The sequence below is a fragment of the Acinetobacter sp. 797_lipA genome, assembly GCF_058243025.1.
This window is the reverse complement of sequence record NZ_JBZAYQ010000003.1, coordinates 78745-102504: the sequence shown is the minus strand read 5'-3', so window position 1 is coordinate 102504 and position 23760 is coordinate 78745. Positions and strand designations below refer to the sequence as shown.

The following is a 23760-nucleotide window of genomic DNA, read 5'->3' as shown; positions in this document are numbered from 1 at the left end:
TTCACCCCCAACATGTTTAATGAAAATTCCCTCAAAATAACACTTCTATTCCACAAATATCGTCTTTATAATCGCTGATGTAATACAGTCAATGCTGACTTAATTTATTTTTCTGCCATTATTTTTTATTGAGATTTTTCAATATGAACGAAAACATCCATATTATGCGCGAAGCGGTCAAAGTTATTACGCAAATGCTGACTGAATCTTCCGTGCGCGTTACGCAAGAGGGTCTATCAGCGTTTGTTGAAAACGACCCACGTACAAACAAGCCTGTTCGCGTAAATTTACCTTATCTGCCTGACAACGCATCAGATCAATTAATTGCTGCGGTGCAGGGCTTCCTTGACCATGAAGTTGCACACGTTTTGTTTACTGACTTTAATGTCAAGTCAGGTAATAAAGAACTGCACAACCTCACAAACTTGCTGGAAGACTCTCGCGTTGAGAAGTTGATAGCGAAGAAATATCGCGGCTCATACAGCAACTTGGAAAATACAGGTAACTTTTTCCTCGACAACGTAATCAGTCCTGAATTTGAACGTCTGCAAGCGGAAGGTGCGCCAGATGAACAGCTTGTAAGCTCATTGTTCACCCCGATGATGCGTGCGCTGAGTGGTCAGGAGCTTTATGCTGATTACCTGAAAGACAAAATGCCAATCATTCAAGACTTGTGGGACAAATTAACCCCCTTGAAACCTGAACTTGAAAAGCTTGCAAGCACCAAAGATGCAGCTCGAATCGCCAACCGCGTATATAAAATCTTAAATGAAGTTGACGACGATGCTCCAGAAGATCACGACGACAACGCGGAAGATGAAAGCGGCGAAGGCGGCGGTGAAGGCGGCGGTGAAGGTAAAGGTAAAGGCATTGCGCCATCTGCTTCAAGCGGTGAAGACGAAGGCGAAGGCGAAGGTGAAGAAGGTGAAGCTGCTGCGGGTGGTGGCGAAAGCGAAGATGAAGGCGAAGGCGAAGGCGCAGAAGGCAAAGAAAGCGACGACAAAGGTAGCAAAGGCGGTAAGCCGAAAGACTCTCAGTGGAAACCCGGAGATAATAAGGACTCTGAGCGCAAAATGGGCAAATACGGAAGCGCTATTCTTGATTCAATGAAAGATGAATTGAACGGATTTAGTGAATCGGTCAGCACCAAAATTGCCGAAGATGCAGCAAGTTTCGCCAAAGAAAGTGAATACAACGTGTTCACAAACGAAGGCGATGTAATTGAAAAGCTCAGTGTGCCTGAACGCAACTATAACGACAGCATGTTTTCGTCCTTAGAAAACAAAACACGTGAAATGGTTGCTCCAATGCAGAAAGACTTGGAGCGTGCAATTCAAGCGCGTTCACAAGCGGTTTGGGAAGCTGGACTGCGTAAAGGCAAACTGAACAGCGGTTCGCTTGCACGCCTTGCTTCAACAGGTGACAGCCGCGTGTTCCGCAAGAAGCAAGAGTCATCAACCAAAGACGTTGCGGTCTCCCTTGTGATCGATGCATCCGGTTCAATGTCAGGCTCTAAGATTCACACTGCCGCAGCGGCCGCTTATGCCCTCTCGTCTGTGCTTGATCGTTTGAAGATTGCACATGAGGTGATTTGCTTCACAACGCATACGCCTTCTGCTTCTTGGGGTGATCGACGCGAAGCAATGCAAAAGGCACGACGCGATCATGGCGTAGAATACTCACGCTCTGAAAACCTCTATATGCCAATCATCAAAGGTTTTGATGAACGCATTAACACGGAAACAAAGCGTCGTTTCGGTTGGCTACCGAACTCAGGTATGTTGGCGAACAACGTCGATGGTGAATGCGTGGAGATTGCAGCGCGACGTCTGCAGGGGCGTAAAGAGACAGGCAAAATTATGATGGTGCTGTCTGACGGACACCCTGCTGCATCTGGCAGTAGTTCGCAGCTTAACGCTCACTTGAAATCCGTTGTCAGCGGCATCGAGAAGAAGCGCGTGAACATTATCGGCATTGGCATTGAGTCGGATGCAGTTGAACGCTTCTACCCTAAACACATGGTCCTCAACGACGTTGCCGAATTACCGTCCTTAGTAATCTCACGTCTAAAACAAATGCTTTTAGGCTAAGAGGGAGAGAGTTAGGGAATATAAAAAATAAGTCAATACTGACTTTATTCCCTAACTCGATTTATGTATTATTGTTTTTGTCGAATATGACTTAATAAATTTTTAAACTACCTTTTGTGGAGCAACATCATGTCTAACACTATTAATTGCGAAATTTGTGGCGCAGAAACTCACGTGATTCAATCTCACTTGAAATCAGATCACCCAAACATGACTATCACTGAATATAGCGCGGCATACCCCACTTCGCCTTTAATGTCGGACAAAGCGTTAAAAATGTACGCCGAAGCACAAGCGAAAAAAGAAGCCGAAGCGCAAGCGAAAAAAGAAGCCGAAGCCGCTACAAACGAAGAAAAGGTGGAAGAAGTAATCGCTGAATCTAAGCCTAAGCAAAATAAGTCAGCATTGACTGGACTAGCGTCGGAAGAAAAAGATTTGCTTGTGAAAAAGCCATTTCACGAACTGTTCAACCTTACGGGTAAAGAAGCCATGAGCGCGTCAGGTAAGCCAATTCCTGTAACGTGTGTGCAAAACCCAACGAATGTAGAATTAGTGCCTGAAATGAACGAAACATACGTCTATGATGCCTCTGAGCTTAAAGACGTGATGATCGCCCTTGAATTGAACATTAACCCGTACGTTTGGGGTCACAAAGGCTCAGGTAAATCTGAACTCTTTGAACAGGTGGCAGCACGTACAGGTCGTCCATTTGTGCGTATTCAGCACACATCAAACACCGAAGAATCGCATATCGTTGGCATGTGGACGGTGAAAAACAACGAAACCATCTTTGAACTTGGCCCATTGGCGCTCGCAATGAAGCACGGTTGGATGTACTTAGCAGATGAATACGATTTCGCCTTACCGTCTGTGCTGTCTGTGTACCAAGCGGTACTTGAAGGCAAAGCGCTGATGATTAAAGAAGCGGATGCTGAAAACCGTATCATCAAACCGCATCCAAACTTCCGTTTCTGTGCAACAGGTAACACCAACGGTTCAGGTGACGAAACAGGCTTGTATCAAGGTACAAACTTGCAAAACTCTGCCAACTACGACCGTTTTGGCTCAGTGATCTATAAGTCATACATGAGCAAGAAGGACGAATCGTTGATTCTGCAAAAACGTGTAGGCTTACTGGAAGAAGATGCAGACAAGTTAGTGGACTTCGCAACACACGTTCGTAATGCCTACGACGGTAAAAAGATCAGCGATACCATTTCGCCACGTGCATTGATCAACGCTGCAAAAATTGGTTTATGCCGCACGTCTTACCCTCACGGTATTCAGCTTGCGTTCTCCAACAAGTTGACACGTGTGGACAAAGAAGTTGTTGATGGCTTGTCTCAACGAGTTTTCGGTTAATCCGAAAACTCTGACTTGGAGAAAAGCCATGAATAAAGATCAATTGTATAAAGATCATTACCGCTTGCTCCATATTTTGTCACGTAAAAACATAGGCCGACTTACTCAAGTCGGCTATCAAATTGATGCGGAAGAACTGTTTTCAATTTTCTGTGAAGTGTTTGTGATTTCGTTGGAGTCTTGGGATGAAAATCAAAGCAAGTTAAGCACCTACTTAACACACGCTTGCAACAATAAAGTTACCTCAATGTTACGCACGTACTTTGCGGCACGCGGACATTCACATGTCAGCCTTGAATGTGATCTTTACAATCCCTCAGATGAAGACGATTGCATTGGCGCGAATATCTTTGAAGACAAAAACAGCGCAAATATTTTAGGGGATTATGAGGTAATGGAAGCGCTTGCAGAAGCGGCGAAAAAGCTTTCCCCTTTTGCACGTTTATTACTTGAGTACACCTTAAATCCACCTGAGTTCATCGAAAATGAATTGCGCGCATACGAGGCTAAGTTTGAAGTATCGGCGCAAACTGATGATCAAACAATTCGCCGCCGTCCGCTAACGGTTGCATTTGTTGCGGGCTGTCTCGACCTTGCTGCGGGGGATAACCCTAAAGCGCGATACCTAATCAAGAAAGCGCGCAAAGAGCTTAGAAATGCGGTTTTATCTGCGACGGTATAAAGTCACACATTAATCATAACTCGCGCTATAGCGCGAATTGAGAGCGATTTAAAACGATGGAAATCACAGACAATAAAATCGATATCGCATCACTTGCACCTGCTTGTTTTGGGTCAGTATCGTGCTTTGCGAAGGACAGCAAGTGCTGTATGGCATGTGTGGCGTTTGAAAGCTGCGAAAAGAAGTCGTTTGAGACATTGGCGCAGATTCGCGACATTGTAAATGTGGAAGACTTGGTTCGTCAGCACATGAAAGCCCGCGTTGAGACGAAGGAAAAACGTGAGCGCAATCGCCAAGAAATGAACATCGGACGTCAAGAAGTGCAATACGGCGTGAAGCCAGAGTTACCACAGATCGTTGAACGCGCCACCAAAGTTGAGAAAGTGGTGTTTGAAGTGGGCGAAGATCAGGAAATGCTGATTGCAAAAATGCCAGTAAAAGCGCAGTCATTTGCTTTAAATCTATTAAAAAGCGGCATGATTCACGACATTAAAGAAGGACTAGCCAAGCACAAAAATGCCATTGCGTGTAAAAAGCCTGTGTGGTTCGTGAAGACGGTTCAATTGCTTGTTGATGGCGGTTTCACAAAGGCTGAACTAAAAGCGTACCTCATGCGCGAACTCGGTTGGACTGATGGCAGCGCTGCCGGCCATGTGTCACTTGGCATTGTGATCTTAACGTCGTTTGGGCTCGCAGCACAGGATAGTTCTGAGCGATATGTAGTACATCCTAAAATTTTTGACGTTTAATATATTTTTAAAATCAGTCAGCATTGACTAACACGGAAAGACTTATGACCAATTCACATGCCTTATCAGTGCAAACCGACTTTTCAGTCGGTAAATCACTGCTGTGCGTGGATGACATTATCGAGAAAGCGAAAGAGTTAAATTACACCTCCGTCGCTGTTGTTGATGATATGTCATTAAACGCACTTGTGGACTTCTCTAACAAAGCTGTTAAAGAAGGCATTAAACCTTTATTTGGGTGTCGTTTACGCGTTTATGATGACGCGAAATATAAAGTACCGCCAAAGAACTCAGGTATCGAGCCTAAGTCAAACCTATTTTTCTGCCCAAAAGTTTATGTGAAGTCGGAAAAGGGCCTCAAAGGACTGTTTGCGCTGCTGACTCAAGCAATGACCCCTGAAAACTTCTACTATCACAGTCGAACTGATCTGGACGCACTTCTGGCACTGGAAGACGTCGTGGTTACAACGGGCGATATGTTCAATTTATTTGCTCACCCCTACCATGAGTCGATTGCTAAACAATTGCATGATCGCTTTGGTGATGATTTTTATGTTGAATTGACGCCCATTGAGTCCCCGCTTTTCGACCGTACAAACTGCTTAGGCTATTTAAGCAGCAAATCGATAGGCGCAAAGACCTTCGTTTCTACGCCTGTTAGCTATCTCAGCGACGAAGATGCGGAGAGCTTAGACGTACTCAATGCAATCTCCACCAATACGCAACTTGATAAGACCTACCGTTCAATTCAGCCTATTAAAACCATGAGCTTTAAAGACGGTACGGCATTGGTTGACGACGTAAAACGCACCATCCTTCGTATGCACAAGCATGAGCCAATTACCGTCACGGAATTGAAGGACATGTGGGTTAACGGATTGAAGAACACGCAAGAGGTGGTTGATAAATGTAACTACGTGTTCGCCAAGAAAGACGTATCACTGCCGACATTAAGTGCCAACGAGTTCAAGACATTATGTGAAAAATGCCTTGCTGGGTGGAAAGAGCGCTTCTCCGCACCGATTCTTGGTCATCGGCCATCAGGTACAGAGTTGAGCACAACCTACAAAGAGCGCTTACAGTACGAATTGAACACCCTGAAAACGATGGGTTTTGAAGCCTACTTCTTGCTTGTGGAAGACTTAGTGCGGTGGTCGAAGGCGAATGGTGTCGTTGTTGGCCCCGGACGTGGTTCGATTGGCGGTTCGCTTGTCGCGTATTTACTTGGCATTACCGAAGTAGACCCGATTCGTTTTGGCTTAATCTTCGAGCGTTTCATTAACCCTGAACGTCTCGATTTGCCCGATGCCGACTTAGACTTTGCAGCAAGTGGTCGCCATCGCGTGATCGAATACCTGATGAATAAATATGGCGCAGATCATGTGGCGGGTATTTCAAACTACTCCACACTTGCCGCCGCTTCCGCTTTGCGTGATACAGGGCGTATTAGTGGATTGTCGAACTTTGATTTATCTGCCACCAAGCTTGTGATCAAAGAGCATGGCTCAAACGTAGACCTTGAATCCTCTGCCGCTGCTGTACCTGAAATCTCAAAATTTAAATCAGATCATCCGACGATTTGGAAGCACGCAAAGAAATTATCAGGGCGTGTGAAGTCATTTGGACAACATGCTGCAGGCGTAATTATTGCGGGTGAACCCATTAAAAACCGCGCAGTCGTTGATACGCATGGCGGTGTCTCAGTGGTCAATTGGGACAAGCGCGTCGTTGAAGATTGGGGCTTGATCAAAATGGACTTATTGAGTCTATCAACCCTCGATACACTCAGTATTGCACAAGGCTATATCAAAGAGCGTCATGGCGTTGAATTAGACTTGCTGAACATTCCGCTTGATGACTCGAAAACGCTGGAGGCGTTGGGCAAAGGTGAAACTGTTGGTGTCTTTCAGCTAGAAAGTAGGGGTATGCAGAACCTCTTAAAAGATATTACAAAAGGCGGCAAGCTTACATTTGAAGACGTCTGTGCGGCCACTGCACTTTATCGTCCAGGCCCTATGGACTCAGGACTACTCGAAGACTATGTGGCGGTGCGTCAAGGCATTCGTGAAGTTGAGTACGATCATCCAAACATGGTCGACACTCTGAAGGACACGTATGGCGTCATTATCTATCAGGAACAGGTAATGAAGGTCTCCGTTGACTTTGCAGGCTTCACCAATGCAGAAGCAGATATGTTGCGTCGCGCTATGGGCAAAAAAGACAAAGACAAGATGGCTCTGATGGAAGAAAAATTCATTGAGGGCGGTGTGCTTGGCAGTATCGAGGTTGATCTTGAAGATGGCACAACAATCAAAGTTCATCGCCGCAAAAAATTCAAATGCACTGACGGACAGTTGAGAACGGTCGAAGAAACTATTTCTGATGGCGCCGAGATTATTTCCTTTAACTCCTAATTTCAATGAGTTACTATACAGATAGACATAGTAAAAAGGTAAAGAAAGATGGAAGTTTGGAAAGACGTAGTTGATTTTGAAGGCCTGTATCAAGTCTCTAATTTGGGCAGAGTAAGAAGCGTGGATCATTACGTTTCTTACAACGATTCGATGGGTCGTACAATCAAGAACAAGTTTCAAAGGGGCAAAGTCATTGCCGTTCGAGATCATGAGTTTGGCTACGACATCGTAACCCTGTCTAAAGATGGCAAGCCCTATACGCGCACCGTGCATAAGTTGATGGGGATGGCGTTTCTGGGCAAGACCGAGGACGACGGACTTCTTGTTCGTCACCTCGATGGTAACTGCAAAAACAATACATTGGGCAACCTTGCGCTTGGCACGCAGCTAGACAATATGGCAGATGCACTTGCTCACAATACGGTTCAACAGGGCGAAGCGCGTTACAACGCCATTTTGACCAAAGAGATCGTTTTGGCAATTCGTGAAGAAAAGCGATTAGGCGCAAAGAATATCAATCTAGCTGCAAAGTATGGCTTGACCGACATCAAGGTTCACCAACTTGTTACAGGCGCTAAATGGAAGTCGGTTGGTGGTTATATAGAAGGCGCACGACCATCTAAGAAGCTAAACGAAACAGAATGCAAGACATTGGTGACAGACCGTAACAGCGGCATGACCTACGAGAAGCTAAGAGAAAAATATGGCATCTCAAGCACGCAGATCACCAACATCCTTAAGAGAGAATTGACATGAAAATATTATCAACAAGGCTAGTCGGAGATGCGGTGGATCCTGAATTTGCATCCGATCTGTTCCGCAAAATTGAAGCATTCGCGGGCTATGGTTTCAACAAAAGTCACGCAACGGCTTACTCCATCATTTCTGTATGGTGCGCTTATATGCGCGTCCACTACCCTGCTGAATACTTCGCTGCCTCTTTGTCTGTAGTTGGCGAGGACAAGCTGACAGGGCTTGTTAAAGATGCGCGTGAATGCGACATTGAAGTGCTGCCGCCTGATATCAACTTGTCCGAAAACCGCTATGTGATTTTAGACAATCACAGCATTTTAGCGCCTTTTAACTCGGTCAAAGGCGTCTCAGAAGCTACCTCACTTGCCATTATGCGACTGCGTGCCATGAACCGCGATTGGAAGATTGTGAGATTCAAAGGCAAACGCGGCAGTGAAGAAAAGACTGCGGTCTATGGCTATGACGATGAAGCGGAAGTAAAAGGTCGCTTTGACTCCATTGAAGAATTTAAAAACGCCAGTGAGCAAACAGGCAGCAAGGTCAATAGTCGCGTTTTTGAAAGCCTCAAGCTTGTCGGTGCATACGCCTCTATTGATAAAGCTGAACCGCCTGCGCGTGACAATTCACGGCGTAAAGATCAGATGGAGCTAATGCCGGGGTTGATCATTGACTCCATTAAGGCAGATCGCGTTACTGATATGACTGAACCATTCCTGCGTGCGTCACTTGTTGAGCACATGAAGGATTGTAAAGCATGTGGCAAATGCAGCTTATCAGGTGAACCGCACCCGAATGTACGACTTGGCTCAAAAATGAAGTTCATGGTCGTGTCCGACTGCCCGACATGGGAGGAGGAAAAGAAAGACAAGCTGCTTGAAGGTGAGGCTGCGCAGTATGTCAAAGCTGCCATCAAAGAAGCTGGGTTGTCTTTAGGCGACGGTTACTACACCACATTGGTCAAAGCCAAAAAGAGCGACAAGCAACTCAGTGCAGAACAGATCAACGGCTGTGCGCCATATCTCGAACGTGAAATTGAATTGCTCAAACCCGCAGTCATTGTGGCCATGGGTTCAGCAACGATCAAACGCCTATTGCCTGATGTAAAAGCGAAGCCAAGCGAAATGGTCGGTAAGGCGTACTTTAATCCGAAACTCGACGCAATGATCGTATGCGGTCTAAACGCGCAGCAGTGCCTATTCGATGCCAGTAAGTTGAACGGCATCATCAAAGCCTTTGAAGAAGTCAAAGAGATTATTTCGTAGGGAATATTTCAGGGAGTGAGCGCAGCGCGTTTACTCCCTTATGTCAAAAAGTAAACTATCAACTGTAATAAAAAAGCGAGCAAACAACATGACTACCAAAACACCTGACGTGGACGATTTCAGCATTGAATCAATGCTTGCCGAACTCGATGAACAGACCGCGGAGATAATCGCAGAAACAGCCGCAAAGTCACCTGAACCTACACCTGAGCCAACCCCTGCGGTGGAAGAAGTGGAAGTCGCTCCTGCGATTGAAATCTCAGAAGAAGATTTGGCCATTATGGCGCAAATTGAAAATGGCGAACTGCCAGACGACGCAGCGTTTGCGCCACCTTCTGCCGCAGCGGTGTTAGATGCCGAGCAAACGCTTGACTTAGAAGAGGTCTTTGAAGCAGAAGCGCCGCCTTCGCTCGACGACGCGCAAGCAATTGCCGCTCAACTCGAAGCGGAGCTAAATGAACAGATTGAAATCGAAGTACATGCCGACGTTGCGGTTGAAGCCGACAAGCCTGTTACGGTCGAAGTAGATCAACCCGTTGAAATTGAGCCTGATGAACCTGTCGAGCTTGAAACAAAAACCATTCCAGACTTTACACCTCGACCTGTAGGTGGTGCTGAAAAGTCAGACAAAGCTATCTCTGAATTGGCAAAAATGAAATATCAACCTGATATCGATGCCTTTAACCGTGATATCGCATTTACCGATGCCACGCTTGATATCGCTATGACGTCTCAAGCATCACTGGTGGCTCGTCAAAATGAGCTTGCAGCGCGTGCAGCAGCGCAAGCAGCACGCTTAAAACTCAAGTTCGACGGTATCGAAGCAATCTTATACGAAGCCTACCGCAAAGCATTTGTCGAAGCGGGTGAAAAGGTGACTGAAAAAGCCATTGAAAACGCGGTGCGCAAAGACTCACGTTGGCGCTCCGCTAAAGAGTCGGTTATTGAAGCAGAAATGTATGCCGACATTCACAAAGGATTTGTCTTCTCATTGAAAGACCGTAACGACATGCTTATTCAGCGTGGTAGTTATCGCCGTCAAGAAATGCAAGGACAGATGCGTTTCCTTGAAACAACCACCGCCCAAGCGAACTCACGCTCGTCGGGTAGTGAAGTGGGAACGCCCGCTGCACACGCTGCGGCAATGCGAGCGATGGGCGGTGCAAAAAATAGTTAGAAACCCTGATAAAATAAGTCAGCACTGACTATAATAGATAAGGTCATAAATTTAGAAATGCTTTTAATTTTGTGACCTTGGCTTAATTGCCCGAACTTAACTTTTAAAACTTTAAACTGAAAAACATCAAGAGAGAAAACTTATGGACGTAGCTAAATTACTTGCGAAGGCTAAAGAGAAAAAAGAAGCGATTAAAAGTCGTGAAAAAACACTCAAGCCTAAGCCTGGTGCGAACCATTACGTCATCCTTCCAGACTGGAAGACCGAGCGTAATGAGGTGTTCTACCGCGAATTTGGTCAACACTTTGTCAAAGACGCGAACGACGACCTCAAAGCCGTTCACATGTGCTTAAGCAAAACATACCAACAAGACTGCCCTATCTGTAATGCACTTGCAGACGCGGCACACCACGTTACCGACGATTCACAAGTCAAAATGCTTGAAGCGGCGAAGTCCAAACAGACTTATCTGCTGAACGTACTTGAATGTGATGCTGACGGCAAACATGACGGTCAACCAAAAATCCTTGAAGTCGGTTACACCGTGTTTGGCGGTATTCTCGACCTGATGGAAGATTGGGGTGAAGCGATCTTCCAAGATCACCAAATCATCACCGTGAACCGTGAAGGTACAGGCTTCAACACCAAGTACAACGTACTTCCAAAAGGTACGAAGAAAGCCGCTGTGAACACGGCGGACGTGTATAGCCGTTTGAATGACCTTGACGACTATGTGAACCAAGCGAATGAAGACAAAAAACGCCTGTCTATCAACACTGTTCGTGGACTTGTTGGTTTGTCTGAAAGCGAAGCTGCTCACATCCCTGCTGATCGCGCAATTGGCACAAGCGCACCTTCGCGCCCTGCAACAGCGGGCATGGAGATCGATGATGCAGACTTCACAGAAGTTCGCGCCAACGAAGCAAGCCGCCCTGACGTTGCGCAAATCGACATTGACGACGAATTAAACGACCTCCTTATGCAAGACGTTGGTTAATTCGGTTCGACCAAAGAGCCGCCTATATGGTGGCTCTTTTCGTCAAGGAGATTCTTTATGTACGACTTTGTCCTATTTGACTCAAACGCAATTGGTTATGCGGCGCAGTATGTGACCAAGTTGCATTCAGGCGGCATGCAGACTCAAGCTATTTTCAACTTCATCAAAGTTATGCGTGATTTTAAAACGCGCTATCCAAAAGCCACGCTTTATAACATTTGGGATGGTAAGGCTGAATTTCGTTTCGAGTTATTGCCGGGTTACAAAGGCGACCGACGTTCAGACCCTAAGCAATTAGCGGAGTATGAAGCCTATGTAAAGCAACGCCCTTACATTGCTCGAATGCTTGAAGCACTCGGCATCCCACAGTTCACAAGTTTCATTCACGAAGCCGATGATGTTGCTGGAATTTTGCTGAATCAAATTCTCAAAAAACATCCAAACGCACGAATTTTGTTGGTGACTGGCGACCGTGACTGGCTGCAATTACTGCGTAAAAACGTCACTTGGCAAGACATTCGCTCGGATGAACGCGTGGTGAAGTTTGAGAACTTCTTTGAGAAAACAGGCTATCGCACCCCTTTTGCCTTTTTACAAGGTAAAGCGCTAACAGGTGATAGCTCAGACTGCATTAGTGGTGTCGGTGGAATCGGTGATTTAACTGCGCCGCAGATACTTGCTGAATACGGTTCAATCAAAGAATTTTGGCGCTTGTGTGATAGCGGTGAAATCGAACCACCAACCAAAGCATTGCGCTCTTTATGGCAAGGCACTTCCCCTTTCACTAAAGACGAATGGAAAGCTCAGTTCGTTTACGTGGAAGACGAAACACTTAGCGAAGCAGACAACGCCAAAGCTAAGAAGAAAGCACTCAAGGCACACACCGACGCCTATATCGGTCAAGGTCGCAATCTGTTTATCCGCAATATGAAGTTGATGCAACTTCTTAAGCCTGAACCTCTACAACTTTCACAAGTTGAATTTAAGAAAGGCGCATTGAATGAAGAAGCCTTCACTGATCTATGCGGCGAATTGGCATTTATGTCGATTTTGAAAAACGTGCCGAATTTTCTCAAACCCTTTGAACCATTGGAGATCGCCGCATGAGCTTAATCAAAGTTTGCAACTGTGCGCACAGAAACGGCGCATACGCGTACATAGACCCTAAAGCAATTGTTGGACTGCACGCAACTTGGACGGAAAAGAGCGACTACGGCAACGCCATTTACCAAGTGACCGTTTTGTTTAATTCAGGCGGCCAACTCAATCTTGAATTGAACCAAGTTGATTTAGAAAAAATCGAAAAAGCCATTTAAGGAATAACGACATGACACAACCAAAATTATCAGCAGCAGCAGAGGCGCTCTCAGCAGCATTGGATAAATCAATTGGTGGAAATGAAGAAGTACAAGGCGTGAAACTGTGGATTGACACAGGCGACGCAGAACTGAACTACTGTATTTCAGGTAAATATGACGGCGGTATCCCTGTCGGTCGTATTGTTGAAATGTATGGCCCACCATCAGCCGGTAAAACAGCCGAAGCCACTGACCTTTTAATTCGTGTGCAAAAAATGGGTGGTGTGGCCATCTTCATCGATTGGGAACGCTCATTCGATATTGGACTTGCCAAGAACTTAGGCTTGAGCGATCAGCGTCCATATTGGATTTATAAAACACCTGAAACGTGGGAAGAAGGCAACGCACAAGCCATTCGTGCCATTGAGTTGATTCGTGCGTCGGGCGTCATTGACCCAGAAGCACCAATCCTAGTTGTGCTCGACTCAATTGCATCCGCTGTACCGCAATCGATGCTGTACGACAGCAAAGGCAATAAGCGTGAAATGACGTCATTGACCATGAATGACACGTCCGCGCTATCGCGTGTAACGTCGAATACATTGAAGTTAGTGGCTCAGTCAGCAGAGCAAAACAACACGACCTTCCTGTACCTGAATCAACAGCGTACAAAGATTGGGATTCTATTCGGTGATCCAACCTCGACCCCAGGTGGCTCTGCTCCAGAGTTCTATTCATCGGTGCGTATCGCATTAGGGCGTACAAAGCTCTACGAAACAGTTGGCGGTAAAAAGCAATTCGTTGGTCAAGACATTGCCACCAAAGTTGTGAAGACTAAGCACACTAAACCGTTCCAAGAAACCTCAATGCGTATGTGGTTTGATGACAAAGGCGTTGCGTACTTTGACCGTCATTTCAGCTTGGTGGAGTTCTTGAAGAAAGTGGGTGCGTTGAAAACATCAGGCTCATACGTTGAATGGACAGATGGTAAAAAATATTTCCCTAAAGCTTTAGTGGAAAAATTGAAAGCTGACCCAACAGGTTTAAGCCAACTTCGCGCGCTAATCCCAAGCGTTTCACCTGATACCTCAACGGTTGAGGTGAATGTATCAATGGACGCTAAGGAAGCTTTGGACAAGTTCCTTGACGAAGAATAATTAACCATTTGGTTTTTGTGTCCTAAACTCTAATTTTGACCTGAGTTTAGGACACTTTTATGAAGCAAGAATATGCGCTCGATTTTGCGCCTCCGTTCTCCGGTATGGACAACGAAATCTTTAATACTTTTCGATTGGGAGTTTCATGGTCCAAGCGCATTAAGCCTGACGATGAAGTTTACATCCTATCGAGTAAAGATAAACTAATTAGATCAAAAGCAATTGTTGAAAGCGTTGAGGTCGGTACGCTCGGTGAGCTTTTACTCATCCACGCGAGTTCAAATCACAACGAGATCAACAGTAAAGACGGACGCGAATCTGAACGTCTTTATCAATATATGCTGAAACTATATGGGCCTCACATTGTCAACCTTAAGAAGAAGGCGACAGTGATTTATTTGAGACGAAAACATGAGTAAAGAAGATGTGAAAAAGGACATGGGGTACGTTTTAAAAAGAAACGTACCTACACACCTTGTTGGCAGAACTATATCCCAAGTCATTGATTCTGACACAGATGGCAGCAACATCATGGCTTTATTGAATTACCGCAATGGCGGTGATTCATCTAAGCGAAACAGCGCTAACATCCCCTACTCTTATTATTCATTCGACGATGAAGTCAACTGCGCGTTGGACTTATTCATCTACGCAAATTCAAGCCTGCAGCCAAAATTTAACCCAATGTTCTCAAAAGGACAGCTCAAATTAAAACTCAAAGAAATTGAGCGCAATCAAAAAGTGGCGAAGCAGCAAGCGGAGAAACAAGCTCGAATTGACGCAATGACAGCGGCAGAGCGCTTTCGGGATGGTGAAAACGAAAAACTGGAGCGTTACATGGCAGAAGCACGTCAAAAGCTCCTTCGAGACCAACACTACGACGGCAATTGGGGGAGTTGGTGATGAAAGATATGTTGGAAATGCGCATATATTTTTTTCGTGGCGACGAGGGCATTTTACTCATTCTGCTTTTAAACAAGGCAACGGGTAGACAGGCTTGTATCGAATCAGGCCCCAGCGACCGTGTGAATGATTTCTTCATGTATGACCCATTAAGCCCCACCCCAAACAACGCTGAGTATAAATTTGAACATCGGCAGAAAGAGATTCGAGGACTTGCTGGAGGGACTTTTGCAGAAGATTTGGGGGCTAGATTTGCCGACCTTGCCGATGAACGAGAAATTGGAGACCTTAAAGACGATTTGACGACGTTGTTTGTGAATGACGAAAGCGAACACAAAATTTTAAATCGAATTTTCAGTTGGGTCGCAGAAGGCGTTGAGCCGCTTGAAGTTGTTAAGTCGGACAAATATGCATTAAAAACCACAGAGCATCAATTGGGGGGATGGTAAATGAATAAATCTAAAATCAAGCTATCAGTAAAGCGCGTTGTTAACGGCAACACGGGCGCAATTGTTGACCTGATTAGCCTAAAAGAACTGGGGAAACCAACACAGTCCGCTTGTGTCTACATGGAATTGGCCAATGACGGCACTGTTAAATACAGCTCAAAAGCCTTCCGCGCTGCGGACGTAATAAAAGAAAAAACACGTCGCTATCACAATGAGCTATTTGGCTATCAAGTGCTCAGAGAGCAAGGTTGGCACTTCGATTTAAAATGTGAAGATGAATACGTGAAATTCATCTTGCAGTTGGATGAAATATTGCTTGGTGGGTGGCCAAATCGCGGTGAAGAATCCGTCGCAAAAATCGCCACAAGTATGCTGAGAAAATTTGAACGCGCACAAGACGTTGTTGGTAGCGTAAAAGGCAAAGCGCCGCCAAAAATACCGTGCTCACTGACAATGAATTAACTGGAGCATGGGGATGAATTACGATATTTCGGTTAAAACAGTTTCACGCGAAGACATGGATATGAAGCTCCTCGCTGTGAAGTTTTTTCACAAAAAAGCCAATCTATCTTTTGCTTTTTCTTTTGGTACGCGCGGATCAATAACGGTCAAAACATTTTGGCCGGATGAGCACTATGAAGATGGCGACGCACCTTTGATTTGGCAGCATTCGGCGCAATCAGAAAGAATGTATGACGGCTTTGAACTTACCAAATCAAAGCTCATCGACAGGCGAGTAACGCGCGTTCTACTTGGTGAAAAATCTAAGCCTGAAAACTTTGACGAACATGCGGAAATTAAATTTGACACCGAGGGGTACATGACGAACGATGCTAAGAGTGCTCTTGGCGGAATGTTGATGGAAGTTGAGAGGTTTTACGGCAGACACGGTACTAAATTTAATCTTTCCAAGATTAAAGAAGAACTAATGCCCTGTCTTGAGTTTTACGTAGAGGCGTGCGATCAGATGATTGAAGCTGAGAAATCCATGATGGAGGATTTGCCCAAAGAGAAGCACGTGCCAGCAACGCAAAATTTTTCGTATGGAGATTGGTGATATGTTAGAAATGGAAAATGCCCCATATTTTACGCTCGATATAACATCCGCGTATTATAAAAATGAAAATTATGATGAAATCTTGCATATCATTAAAATCCACGACCATATCAAAGGCAGATTCGTAGCTGTGGTGAATATCATGGGCGAGCCAAGAAAAATTGTGTCAAGCTCGGGTAAAATTACCACAAGTGAGAGCATTCGCTGTTCTGAAAACCAAATTGCAGCGAACAGCTCCAAATCAGATAAAGCATGTGTCAAATATGTTAAAGATTACATTATCGATGGCGGGTGGACTAGCATACCGTCGGGTAAAACGGTGCGCAATTTCCCATCAAAACAAAAGGGGGTCAACGTCACCGGCCACATTCTTAACAACTCCCCTCTTTGCCATTACCTCACTAAAGATCAAATTGAAACGATTAACGAGAGCATTAAGGAGAAACTTATTAGTGAGCGCGTTCCCGCCCTCAAGTTGAATGGCGTAAAAACTAAAATTGCAACTACGGGATTGACACAATGGTGATTGAGCGTGTGCCACACACGATTAACGGAAAGCGCATGGGTACATTCTATGTTGTGGATGGTGTATATAAGCTCTATTTGCTCATAGCGCGTGGGGAAAAAACAAAGCTACTCGACAACAAAAACAATGCGTGGCGCATGAATGCGCTTGCTCTGAACGAAGCACGACGCAAGGGTTGCGCTTACGTCGGTATATTGCACAGCATCGGTCGAGAGCGACTTGTATACGCCACACTCATTGATGATTTGTATGGCAATCACTCACAAATTTCTGCATTTGGTGGCGTTCAGCAGCGCACCCTCAATAAAGACCGCTTTCGCTTCTGCACCACGCACTCCTCGGCTTTCATTGCTAAATCGGTCAAAATTCGTTAAAGTTGCCTTTCGAGATAAGTCAATCCTGACTTATTTAATTTAAAATAAGCGTATATGTTAAATCTAAATAAAGGTAAAAACTATGCGCTTATCCAACAACCGAACTATCGACAATATAGCCCGAGACCTAGTTAAAAGTGGGTGGACGGTGCGATCTAAAGGCGGTCATCGAGTTATAACAGACCCCGCTACAGGTTACTCATACCCTGTTCCATCTTCACCGTCATGCGGACGTGCTGAGAAGAATTGGATTGCCGGTGTTCGGAAGATACAACGAGGTGTCAGACCATGACTTTAACTTCTGCCTTTCTGTGCATGGCATTAAACGTGTACTTTGAAAGTCGAGGTGAGCCAGAATTAGGAATGAAATTAGTTGCTCAAACTACGCTAAACCGCGCCAAGCACAATGAAAGTGAGGTGTGTAACGCGGTTCTAGCTCCACGACAGTTTTCTTGGACAAGCGTCAAGCTTGATGGAAAACGCCTAAACTCACAACATCAACCCACCGAGCTTTCCAAATGGTCAGCGTCTCAACAAATCTCAGAACGCGCGCTTATAGGTGCATTGCACTTAGATCAGAAATGGAAAGGTGTGACGCATTTCCACAATTTGCAAGTAAAGCCTGTTTGGACAACGCACAAAGATATGAAATATCTTGGACGCGTTGGTAATCATCATTTTTATGCTTACAAGCCTTAAGTCAACGCTGACTTATTTGATATACTAAATCACAACAACGCAAACACTGTATGGAGTCACTTATGACAATCACCCCCTATGGCATTATTTCAGATAGCCATAATCACGCATGGTCAGCCTTTTCTGAAACTGATGCAGACGGCGTAAACAGCCGCCTTCGCATCATTTTGAATGAAACCCTGCGCTGCGCGCGCGAAATTAAAGCGCTTGGCGGCAAGCGCATGTATCACGCAGGCGATCTGTTTCATGTGCGCGGTTCAATTGCGCCATCTGTACTTAATCCAACTGCCGAAGCGTATGCTGAAATTGCAGCAATGGGCATTGAAGTTCGAGCGCTATCAGGCAACCATGATTTAGAGTTTCGCGAAGCCACACGTAACGGTTCAGCAATTACAGTGCTTGAAGGTGTAGGTTGTAAAATCGTCAATACAACGACGTATTTCAATGATGACCGCGTGGCGATGATTCCCTGGCACCAAAACATTGAATCGCTCAAGAAAGAGATTCTTGAAGCCGCCAAACATATCGAAGCAATGCCTTCCCCTCCACCGCTTCGCTCAATGGAGCAATTGAACGAATGGACTTTGATGATTCACGCGCCAATTGACGGTGTTATTCCGGGATTGCCTTCACATGGTCTCAGCGACGCTTGGCTTGCGCTACGTGGCTTTAAACAGGTGTTTAGCGGTCATTATCACAACCATAAAGAATTTGGCAACGGCGTCGTCTCAGTTGGCGCATTGACGCATAACTCATGGTCGGACGTTGGTTCAAAGGCGGGTTTCTTGCTTGTTGAAGATCGCAAAGTAACTTGGCGCAAAACACATGCCCCGCACTTTGTTGAAATCAACAGCGCTATGTCGGAAGAAGATGCGGCGCTCACGGCGGATGGCAACTATGTGCGCTGCACCATGAGTTCAGATAAAACGGAAGACGTTGAGCGTATCCGCGAGTTCTTGACGAAAAGCGGTGCAAAAGGCATCAACATTCTATATCAGAAGAAAGTTGTCGAAATTGAACGCGAAGAAACCTCAACAGTTGCAGCGGGTGCATCAATTGAAACCTCCGTATCTGATTACGTGAGCCGTTTTGAAACCGATCATCCAACTGAACTTGCGGCGCTGTGTCAGTCAATCCTGACTGATGCGCGTATGGTGACAGCATGATGCGTTGGCTGCGAAAGTTTCTCGGATTGTGCGATCACAAGTTAAAGGGATGAAAGTCAAATGAAAGCATTTTTTATTGCAGTTGGCGCACTTCACATCATTGCGGTAATTCTCGGCAGTATGAATTTTATCGAATACCGCCTATACGTCGGCTTAGAAGACAAAGTAATCGTGTCCAAAGCCGATCTCGAAACACTTAAACAAGCTGCATTGGAGGCGAAAGACTGTGAGTGAACTTATCCGCTGTTACTTGCCCCTTGTTTCTGCCGTGATCGTCTTTGCGGTCATGCACTACTGCATTTATTGCTTTGGCGAACAACCTTACGACAAGCGCGATAAACGCTTCCTGATCATTGCATTGATCTTATTTTTTCCATCATTGATTTTGATGATATTCACCGCAAATTTTGTGGAGCTACTGAAATGAAAATTCTACACGCAACAATTAAAAACTTCCTGACCGTCGGTGAAGCCAAGCTTGAACTTGATAATCGCGGACTACTGCTTATTGTTGGCGACAATGCCGATGACAGCTCCGCAAGTTCAAACGGCGCAGGGAAATCTTCACTTGTGGATGCGATTTGCTGGGCGCTATATGGCTCAACTGCGCGTGATGTATCAGGTGATGACGTAATCAACGAAACCGCCAAAAAAGATTGCTATGTTCATTTGCACATTGAAGATGGCGGAAAAATTTACAACATCACACGCCACCGTAAACACAAGCTGTTTAAAAACTCCCTAATCGTATCGACCATTGATAGTTCGGGCAAAGAAATTGACCTTTCACGCGGCACAGATAAAGAAACACAAGGCGTAATCATCGATATCGTAGGCTGCTCTGCTGATGTATTCACCTCTGCGGTGTATGCGGGTCAAGAAAAAATGCCTGATCTACCGTCGATGACGGATAAGACTTTGAAAGTCCTAATCGAAGAAGCTGCGGGCATTCAGGTGCTTGAAGAAGCTCACGCGATTGCCAAAAAACGCTTAGGCGAGTCAAAAGACGCTGCCAATGTTGAACTGGGCAAAATCACTGTGCTGGAAAATGCGATTGCCAATACCGCAGAGACAATTGCAAACGCCAAAGCTAAAGCGACCGAGTTTGATGACGGCAAACGCGACCGCGCCCGTGCTCATATTGGCACCGCAACGCCCTATGTTGAACTATTAAAAACGCTCAAGGCGCACGATGTTGAGGCGGTAAAGAACTCAATTAGCAAAATGCGCACCAAACTCGCAGGGTTTGATAGCGTGGAAGCTGAACGTCAAAAGCTCAATAAAGAATTAATCACACACAAAGAAGCCCAAGCGCGTTTAAGCACGTTATACAGCTCCACCGCTGACCGTGTGAAGAAAACCTTAGCAGAGATTCAAGGCGTTGAAAAACTCGAAGGTACACCGTGTAAAGAGTGCGGAAAAGAATACTGCGGGGAAGACCTACATGAAGCGGTCAATATTCGCCGCGCAAGCGTAGATGAAGGCAAGAAAACCTTAGCCACAATCAAGGCCGAGCATGCCGAAAATGCCAAAGTGGTTGCTGATGTGGAAGCTCAGATCGTCAAACTGCAAGACAAGCTGCAGGATAAAGTGGACTTGGAAGCGAAAATTCGTCGCTTTGAAACACAAGCACGCGACATGCAGGCAGAAAACGACAAACTCGACCGCGCGAAGGAAGCAGTTGAGCGCATCAAAGGCGAAGCCAAAGCAATGATGACGCAGGACAACCCATTTATCGCTCAAATCTCTGAACTGGAAGCAAAGAAGGCGAAATATGAAGCGCAGAAGGCAGCGCAGCAAGCAATCGTTGAAAAGGCGGTGTCAAACGTACGCCTTCATGAAGACGCAGTGCGAATCTACGGCCCCGCAGGCGTACGCGCACATATCTTGGATACAGTCACGCCATTTCTCAACGCACGAACCAACGATTACTTAGGCGCGCTGTCAGACGGCAATGCACACGCAACATGGACAACGCTGTCTTCAACTGCCAAAGGTGAAACCAAAGAGAAGTTCTCCATCGCGGTATCGACCGATACAGGTGGCTCGTCCTTCAAGAAACTCTCGGGCGGTGAAAAGCGCAAAGTTCGTTTGGCTACAGCGATGGCTCTCCAGGATTTAGTTGCAAGTCGCGCAACGAAGCCAATTCAAATCTTCATCGCGGACGAAATTGACTATGCACTGGACGACAATGGCCTTGAGCGCTTAATGACATTGCTGGAGCGCAAAGCGCGCGAACGCGGAACAGTGTTAATTATCTCACACCAATCAGGTTTGCGCGATTGGTGTGATCAAGTCATTACGGTGAAAAAAGAGGAAGGTTACTCAACCGTAAGTGGCGATAATTTACGTGTCGCAGTTGCGGCCTAAACACCCAAGCGCTAGAACGCTCTCATTTGCGTTTCTAGCGCGTTTTGATATTAAGTGCATAACTTAACAGAAACATAAAGAGGCAACGAATGACGCAGCAAATAGCGCAATCTAGCGCGATTATTTTAGACGACTCAGAATTATTTTCGCTTGAGAAATCAATCAAGCAAGAACTAACTATAATTGAGGAGTTGGAGACAACTTGCAATGATCGCATTTACGTCGCCAAAGTTTTATTGGCTGAATCAATCAATAAAATGTTCCAAAAAGTTCGACAAGACAATGGCTTGCTAACGTCGAACTTCCCTCTAACGTGGAAAAAGATTAACAGCATTGATGATCACTACAAATTCACACCCGACGCCGGTGAGATTTTGGGATATACGAAAAGCGGCGTCATGTCCAAGATCAACATTTTAGGCGGAAATGAACAGTTTATTGGTAAGTCGGCGTTTGTAGACAGTGAGAGCAACCGCCTGTTTGTGCAATTCAGTCCGCTATTTGCAACAAAATTGGACTACGTTGAAATGGAGTTGGTGAGCGCTAAAAGCGACTCCATTACACCGCTGAACATTGCATTGATTCTTTATCTGGACCGCCATCTTGCGTCAGGTGAGTTGACGGCATTTATGAATGAGTTAAGCGAGGCGCGGAGCACTTACACTGCCGAGCTTTCCCGAGTAACTATGGCCGCGAAGTATCAAGACAATGAAGCTTGGTGAGCCGGTGACTTGGGTAATCCTACCGCGAACGAATATATTACATATATCTTTTAACTCTTTTATTTATTAATTATTAAATTTACGGAAAATCACGGAGAACCCAAGTGAATACCATTAAAGTTGTTGGACTAGACCCAAGCCTTAAAAATCTCGGCATTGTTATTGCGGAGATTGATATCACTCAGTCGCATTATCCATTCACGGTAACGCATGTGGAGGTTGCCCAACCGAAAGATGAGGCAAAGAAAGCCAAGACGGTGCGTAAAAACTCAGATGACTTACGTCGCGCTAAACAACTGCATGATGCGTTACAGAATGCCTGTAAAGACGCGCTGTTTGCATTTGTCGAAGTGCCTGTCGGTTCTCAGTCAGCACGTGCAATGGCATCGTATGGGATATGTGTCGGTGTTCTGGCTTCATGTCCTATCCCCATGATTCAAGTAACGCCAACCGAAGTGAAGATGGCTGCAACTGGCATCAAAACCGCCACCAAAGAAGAAATGATTGAAGCAATGGCAAAAGAACACCCGGAAGTGACTTGGCTCACACGCAAGTTCAAAGGTGAAATGGGGCTGTTGAGTTCTAATGAGCACATTGCAGATGCCATGGCGGCAATTAAAGCGGGTATTCTGACGGATGATTTCCGCATCACGATTTCAATGTTGAAAAGCGCTCAAAAGGCTGTATCTTAAAATCAATCAACGCTGACTGAGGTGATTAAAATGATTAGTAAACTTGGAATTCAAATGAACGTGGATGAAGGTGAATTTTTCTCCGCGCCCGCCTTTGCTATGTTGGAGAAGCAAAGCTCTAACAATACGCGCGAAAACCACGTTCAAGTTCAAGTGACGAGTGAAGTTGATATCTCCGTCGCACCTAAAGAGGCGGAGAGAGATCGACTAGCCAATGAACTTCCATTGATGGTTATGGAGGTGACTGAGAAATTTGTCAATGACAGCATCCGTGAATCATCACCATGCAAGGGCTGCTCAGCAATGATGGTCATGGAGACAGAAGACTTTAAAGTTTCCACGTTTCAAAAAAAACATGGATTAGGGGTTGAAATTGACATTCGCGGTGTGCAAGTTGGCTGTAGCCACGTCTGTGACGAATCATGGATTGACAGCGCAGCTTGGACTATTCAGCGCGACCTACATCATAAAAAGGGCGCCCGTGTTGATTCGCGCAGAGAGTTGGAAGATTACTTAAAGCATCGAATTAAGCTTGTTGATGAAGACGTAGAGGCTGAATTAGAAAAGCGCAATCCACCTTTCAAAAGTGGCGCGTACAGCCATACCGTGATCATGCCTGCAGTCATGAATATGGATGACACGACGGAAATGCTTAAGAGTAGAGCGTTGATGGACTTAAAACAGGAAGTGATCACAGGTCGGATGTACGAGCGTTATGAAGCGCACCGCAATAAAGTCACTAAAGTGGAGAAAAAGAGCGGCATTCCCAAAACACAGGCTGATGTAATTTGGTAAAGAAAATTTATTTTCTATGCTAGAAAAAATAAGTCAGCGCTGACTATAATAGCCACATTAACCCCC

At 45.5% G+C, this 23760-nt stretch carries 27 protein-coding genes; all 27 read left to right on the top strand.

The features are described from left to right. Positions 1-143 precede the first annotated feature (143 nt). The 27 genes from AC4CU2_RS18670 to AC4CU2_RS18540 all read left to right on the top strand — a co-directional run bounded on the left by AC4CU2_RS18670 (position 144) and on the right by AC4CU2_RS18540 (position 23694). On the top strand, positions 144-2090 hold the full coding sequence (locus AC4CU2_RS18670) for a cobaltochelatase CobT-related protein (RefSeq protein ID WP_490769376.1): 1947 nt from the start codon (positions 144-146) through the stop codon (positions 2088-2090). A 129-nt stretch (positions 2091-2219) separates the two neighbouring features. Next, positions 2220-3452, top strand: coding sequence for an AAA family ATPase (locus AC4CU2_RS18665; protein WP_279690120.1), 1233 nt, complete (start codon positions 2220-2222; stop codon positions 3450-3452). A 28-nt stretch (positions 3453-3480) separates the two neighbouring features. Beyond that, the gene (locus tag AC4CU2_RS18660; protein WP_490769375.1) at positions 3481-4134 is read left to right on the top strand and encodes a sigma-70 RNA polymerase sigma factor region 4 domain-containing protein; all 654 of its coding nucleotides are present in this window, start codon (positions 3481-3483) and stop codon (positions 4132-4134) included. Between the two features lie 149 nt (positions 4135-4283). Beyond that, positions 4284-4883 (top strand): hypothetical protein, encoded by a 600-nt coding sequence (locus tag AC4CU2_RS18655; protein ID WP_490769374.1) that lies wholly within the window; start codon positions 4284-4286, stop codon positions 4881-4883. A gap of 44 nt (positions 4884-4927) precedes the next feature. After that, positions 4928-7297: a DNA polymerase III subunit alpha gene (gene dnaE, locus AC4CU2_RS18650; RefSeq protein WP_490769373.1), complete on the top strand. Its 2370-nt coding sequence runs from the start codon at positions 4928-4930 to the stop codon at positions 7295-7297. Positions 7298-7345: 48 nt separating this feature from the next. Further along, positions 7346-8053 carry an NUMOD4 domain-containing protein gene (locus tag AC4CU2_RS18645; protein WP_490769372.1) on the top strand — a complete coding sequence of 236 codons (708 nt, stop codon included), beginning with the start codon at positions 7346-7348 and terminating at the stop codon, positions 8051-8053. Beyond that, on the top strand, positions 8050-9312 hold the full coding sequence (locus AC4CU2_RS18640; protein WP_490769371.1) for a helix-hairpin-helix domain-containing protein: 1263 nt from the start codon (positions 8050-8052) through the stop codon (positions 9310-9312). The genes AC4CU2_RS18645 and AC4CU2_RS18640 overlap by 4 nt, the downstream gene beginning before the upstream one ends. A gap of 88 nt (positions 9313-9400) precedes the next feature. Then, complete coding sequence (locus AC4CU2_RS18635; protein WP_490769370.1) at positions 9401-10489, top strand: hypothetical protein; 1089 nt, start codon at positions 9401-9403, stop codon at positions 10487-10489. A gap of 142 nt (positions 10490-10631) precedes the next feature. Continuing rightward, positions 10632-11486 carry a hypothetical protein gene (locus tag AC4CU2_RS18630; protein WP_279690108.1) on the top strand — a complete coding sequence of 285 codons (855 nt, stop codon included), beginning with the start codon at positions 10632-10634 and terminating at the stop codon, positions 11484-11486. A 57-nt stretch (positions 11487-11543) separates the two neighbouring features. Continuing rightward, positions 11544-12593, top strand: a complete 1050-nt coding sequence (locus AC4CU2_RS18625; RefSeq protein WP_279690106.1) for an XPG/Rad2 family endonuclease — start codon at positions 11544-11546, stop codon at positions 12591-12593. Further along, positions 12590-12802 carry a hypothetical protein gene (locus AC4CU2_RS18620; protein WP_490769369.1) on the top strand — a complete coding sequence of 71 codons (213 nt, stop codon included), beginning with the start codon at positions 12590-12592 and terminating at the stop codon, positions 12800-12802. The genes AC4CU2_RS18625 and AC4CU2_RS18620 overlap by 4 nt, the downstream gene beginning before the upstream one ends. 11 nt (positions 12803-12813) lie before the next feature. Beyond that, positions 12814-13941 (top strand): RecA family protein, encoded by a 1128-nt coding sequence (locus AC4CU2_RS18615; RefSeq protein WP_490769368.1) that lies wholly within the window; start codon positions 12814-12816, stop codon positions 13939-13941. Positions 13942-14000: 59 nt separating this feature from the next. Continuing rightward, positions 14001-14360 (top strand): hypothetical protein, encoded by a 360-nt coding sequence (locus tag AC4CU2_RS18610; RefSeq protein ID WP_279690100.1) that lies wholly within the window; start codon positions 14001-14003, stop codon positions 14358-14360. Then, positions 14353-14844: a hypothetical protein gene (locus AC4CU2_RS18605; RefSeq protein ID WP_490769367.1), complete on the top strand. Its 492-nt coding sequence runs from the start codon at positions 14353-14355 to the stop codon at positions 14842-14844. Before AC4CU2_RS18610 ends, AC4CU2_RS18605 begins: the two co-directional genes overlap by 8 nt. Beyond that, complete coding sequence (locus tag AC4CU2_RS18600; RefSeq protein ID WP_490769366.1) at positions 14844-15293, top strand: hypothetical protein; 450 nt, start codon at positions 14844-14846, stop codon at positions 15291-15293. Before AC4CU2_RS18605 ends, AC4CU2_RS18600 begins: the two co-directional genes overlap by 1 nt. Next, the gene (locus AC4CU2_RS18595; RefSeq protein ID WP_490769365.1) at positions 15294-15755 is read left to right on the top strand and encodes a hypothetical protein; all 462 of its coding nucleotides are present in this window, start codon (positions 15294-15296) and stop codon (positions 15753-15755) included. Between the two features lie 13 nt (positions 15756-15768). Beyond that, positions 15769-16350, top strand: coding sequence for a hypothetical protein (locus AC4CU2_RS18590; RefSeq protein ID WP_490769364.1), 582 nt, complete (start codon positions 15769-15771; stop codon positions 16348-16350). A gap of 1 nt (position 16351) precedes the next feature. Then, positions 16352-16876 (top strand): hypothetical protein, encoded by a 525-nt coding sequence (locus AC4CU2_RS18585; protein WP_490769363.1) that lies wholly within the window; start codon positions 16352-16354, stop codon positions 16874-16876. Beyond that, positions 16870-17250 carry a hypothetical protein gene (locus AC4CU2_RS18580; RefSeq protein WP_279690092.1) on the top strand — a complete coding sequence of 127 codons (381 nt, stop codon included), beginning with the start codon at positions 16870-16872 and terminating at the stop codon, positions 17248-17250. Before AC4CU2_RS18585 ends, AC4CU2_RS18580 begins: the two co-directional genes overlap by 7 nt. Before the next feature lie 288 nt (positions 17251-17538). Further along, on the top strand, positions 17539-17949 hold the full coding sequence (locus AC4CU2_RS18575) for a cell wall hydrolase (RefSeq protein WP_490769362.1): 411 nt from the start codon (positions 17539-17541) through the stop codon (positions 17947-17949). A 62-nt stretch (positions 17950-18011) separates the two neighbouring features. Continuing rightward, complete coding sequence (locus AC4CU2_RS18570) at positions 18012-19115, top strand: metallophosphoesterase (protein WP_490769361.1); 1104 nt, start codon at positions 18012-18014, stop codon at positions 19113-19115. 60 nt (positions 19116-19175) lie between these two features. After that, on the top strand, positions 19176-19349 hold the full coding sequence (locus tag AC4CU2_RS18565; RefSeq protein WP_279690086.1) for a hypothetical protein: 174 nt from the start codon (positions 19176-19178) through the stop codon (positions 19347-19349). Beyond that, positions 19342-19542, top strand: coding sequence for a hypothetical protein (locus tag AC4CU2_RS18560; protein ID WP_490769360.1), 201 nt, complete (start codon positions 19342-19344; stop codon positions 19540-19542). The genes AC4CU2_RS18565 and AC4CU2_RS18560 overlap by 8 nt, the downstream gene beginning before the upstream one ends. Then, entirely contained in the window at positions 19539-21485 is a 1947-nt protein-coding gene (locus AC4CU2_RS18555) for an AAA family ATPase (RefSeq protein WP_490769359.1), read from the top strand. Before AC4CU2_RS18560 ends, AC4CU2_RS18555 begins: the two co-directional genes overlap by 4 nt. An 89-nt stretch (positions 21486-21574) precedes the next feature. Further along, on the top strand, positions 21575-22207 hold the full coding sequence (locus AC4CU2_RS18550; RefSeq protein ID WP_490769358.1) for a hypothetical protein: 633 nt from the start codon (positions 21575-21577) through the stop codon (positions 22205-22207). A 104-nt stretch (positions 22208-22311) separates the two neighbouring features. Further along, positions 22312-22899: a RuvC family protein gene (locus tag AC4CU2_RS18545; protein ID WP_490769357.1), complete on the top strand. Its 588-nt coding sequence runs from the start codon at positions 22312-22314 to the stop codon at positions 22897-22899. Between the two features lie 30 nt (positions 22900-22929). Further along, a complete protein-coding gene (locus tag AC4CU2_RS18540) occupies positions 22930-23694 on the top strand; it encodes a hypothetical protein (protein ID WP_490769356.1) in 765 nt (254 codons plus the stop codon). Positions 23695-23760: the final 66 nt, after the last annotated feature.